General features: G+C 46.0%; 3 protein-coding genes. 1 reads left to right on the top strand and 2 read right to left on the bottom strand.

Annotated features, from left to right (window positions below):
- Window positions 1-600: 600 nt before the first annotated feature.
- Window positions 601-1539: a D-2-hydroxyacid dehydrogenase gene (locus tag Q0340_RS11130; protein ID WP_298083354.1), complete on the top strand. Its 939-nt coding sequence runs from the start codon at window positions 601-603 to the stop codon at window positions 1537-1539.
- A 653-nt stretch (window positions 1540-2192) separates the two neighbouring features.
- Here Q0340_RS11130 and Q0340_RS11125 read toward each other — a convergent pair.
- Both Q0340_RS11125 and Q0340_RS11120 read right to left on the bottom strand, forming a co-directional pair.
- Complete coding sequence (locus Q0340_RS11125; RefSeq protein WP_297942758.1) at window positions 2193-2525, bottom strand: nucleotidyltransferase domain-containing protein; 333 nt, start codon at window positions 2523-2525, stop codon at window positions 2193-2195.
- Between the two features lie 9 nt (window positions 2526-2534).
- A partial coding sequence (locus tag Q0340_RS11120) for a hypothetical protein (RefSeq protein ID WP_298083353.1) occupies window positions 2535-2892 on the bottom strand: 358 nt, incomplete at its 5' end.

The raw sequence follows: 2892 nt of genomic DNA, 5'->3' as shown, positions 1-2892 counted from the left end.
TCAAAATTTGTAGGGCACTACATCGAGGATGCGCATTAGCGGCGCGGCGAATTTTATAAAATTTGAGAAATTTTAGAGCGGCGACTCTTGGCGATAGCTTTGGCGGTAAGGCTCTCGCGGCGGTAAATTTTATCGCCGGGCGGAGGCGAAATTTAACGTAGCGGCACGACCAAAATTCTGCGCGGATAAAATTTCGTGCAGGCTAAATTGGCGCGGTCTAAAATTCCGTGCGAATTAAGATTTGCACGAGCTAAATTTTAAAATTTTAACGCGAGCGGCAAAAATTGATCTCTCGCTTCGGCGCAAATTAGAATTTCAAAATTTAGGCGCAGGTTTCAGCGGCGGTAAAATTTAACGTTTGCTTCAATGCGAGTTAAAATTTTAAAATTTAACGCCCCGCGCGCTGCGAGCATTAAAATTTTAGCAAGAGCGGAATTCGCGATAATAAAATTTCGCGAGAGTAAATTTACGCAATAGCTAAATTTGCAGAGTTAAAATTTTGCCGTTTAAGCGCCATGCTCCGAATCGCGCGACGGAATTTAGCGGCTAAATTTAACCGCGCTGCTACGACTTAAAATTTTAAAACGCAAAGGGGAAAATATGAAAATCGTATGTTTGGATGCCGCGACGCTGGGAGGCGATGCCGATCTTAGCGAGATCGCGAGCTTGGGCGAGTTTGAAAGCTACGAGATGACCGAGCCCGCGCAAACCGCGCAGCGCCTAGCCGGTGCGGACGTCGTCATAACCAACAAAGTCCTAATCACGGATGAGATCATGGCGCAAACCGCGCTTAAGCTGATCTGCGTAAGCGCCACGGGCACGAATAATATCGATATGCAGGCAGCGCAGGCTCGCGGCATCGCGGTGAAAAACGTGGCGGGCTATTCGACGAACAGCGTCGTGCAGCAGACCTTCGCGTCGCTGTTTGCGCTAACCAACGCGCTCGGATACTACGCGGATTACAGCAGCAGCGGCAAATGGTGCGAGAGCGAAATTTTTACTCACATTGACGCGCCCATCAGCGAAATTTACGGCAAAGAATTCGGCGTCATCGGGCTTGGACAGATCGGCGTAAAGCTCGCCCGCATCGCCGCCGCGTTCGGCGCAAACGTGAGATACTACTCCACTAGCGGCGCAAACGATAACGGCGAGTTTGCCAGAGTGAGCCTGGACGCGCTTTTGAGAGCTTGCGACATTATTTCGATCCACGCTCCGCTAAATGAAAAAACGGCGGGATTGATCGGCGAGGCGGAGCTTGCGAAGATGAAAGAGGGGGCGATCTTGATGAATTTCGGTCGCGGCGGCATCGTGGATGAGGACGCGCTAGCTCGCGCCGTGGACGAACGAGGCCTGCGCGTAGCACTTGACGTGCTGCAAACAGAGCCGATGAGAGCGGATCATCCGCTACTGCGCGTGAAAAATCGCCGCAATGTCATCATCACGCCTCACATCGCATGGGCGAGCATAGAGGCCCGCAAGCGGCTGATAAAAATGATCGCGCAAAATATTAGGGATTTTCTCGCCTCCACAGAAGCGTAGCTCTTGCGGCGCGATCTAAAATTTCGTTCGCAAGGAACGGATCGCGACCTGCGGCGGCGAGATTTGAAATTTTATGCGCGACAGAAGCGCGACGAAATTTAGAATTTTAATGTTGTGATAGTTTGAAATTTAACCGAGGCAGCAGATCGTCAAAATGCGCCCAGAGGCTCTGCGAGCATAGAATTTCTGGGGCATGCGCGGCGCGAGCACATCGCTTAGAGTGCTGCGGCACTTAAAATACGCGCTGTGTATCTCTCCTGCTAGCGGCATCTTTGAAATTTTGTGCGAAGGGAACTAAGCGGCGGCTTGAAATTTTGTGCGAATAAAACGGACGTATTTCACGGCCTCGCATTATTGCAGGGCTTGCGGCGCGGCAAAGGCATCAATTAAAATTTATGAGGCATGAGCGGTAATAGCGAAATTTCGCGCCACGCAGGCTAAAATTTTGCGGCGCGGCGCGGCGTCTGAAAAATTTCAAGGCGCATGCGGCGGTGTAGAAATTTTACGGGGCGCGGGATACAAGAGGCACAAATATCGTGCGGCTATAAATTTATAATGCCGACAAGGTACCGCGCAAATTTGTCGCTGAAATTCTCTAAGTCAAAGAGGCGATTTTATTAAATTCATCATCGGTAACTTTAAAATTAGCGCCATTAAGCATAAATCGCGTCCTTGATAAATAGCTCTTTTACTCTCAAAGGCTGCAAGCCGCCAGTATCTACGACATCGACGCTTTTGTTAAATTTTAACTCTACGCGATTTTTTATATCGCACATCATATCAAAATAAGCCACAGCGCATTTGTCGTCGGTTTTGCTTAGCTCGTCAAGCTCGGCGGTAACGTCAAATATTATATCAATATCGCTATTTTCTTTATACGTGCCTTTGGCGTAGCTGCCGATAAGTCCAATTTTACTAAGTCCAAAATTTTGATAATCCCGCTTTATGGATTTTAACAAAGTTAAAATTTCGTCTTTCGTAGGCATTTTAAATCCTTATTCATTACCTATTTTAAAATTATCTATTGCCTCTCTTTTGGCACTTATGATAGCGTATCTATCTCTAACGTCTTTTACTAAAACCATTAAATCCATAATAAAAGCGTCATCTTGAAATCTAACGCCTCTAAATGGTCTATTAAAGTTATCCCATATATTGTTAAACCTGCTAAGGCTTTCTAAAAATTCTACCTCAACGTCCGAAAGGTGTTTTTTCTCTTTTAGAAAATTTACTATCTCTTTGTGCTGTTTTGGTAAGACTACAATATAAAAATAACATAGATAGGCAAGAAAAAGAAATCCTATTATATTTACTATTCTTATAAATAAACTATTATCTGCTATAAAAAAATCC

Source organism: uncultured Campylobacter sp., assembly GCF_938045595.1.
Classification (GTDB): domain Bacteria; phylum Campylobacterota; class Campylobacteria; order Campylobacterales; family Campylobacteraceae; genus Campylobacter_B.
The sequence above is the reverse complement of the archived record's forward strand: the minus strand, read 5'-3'. Positions and strand labels throughout refer to the sequence as shown.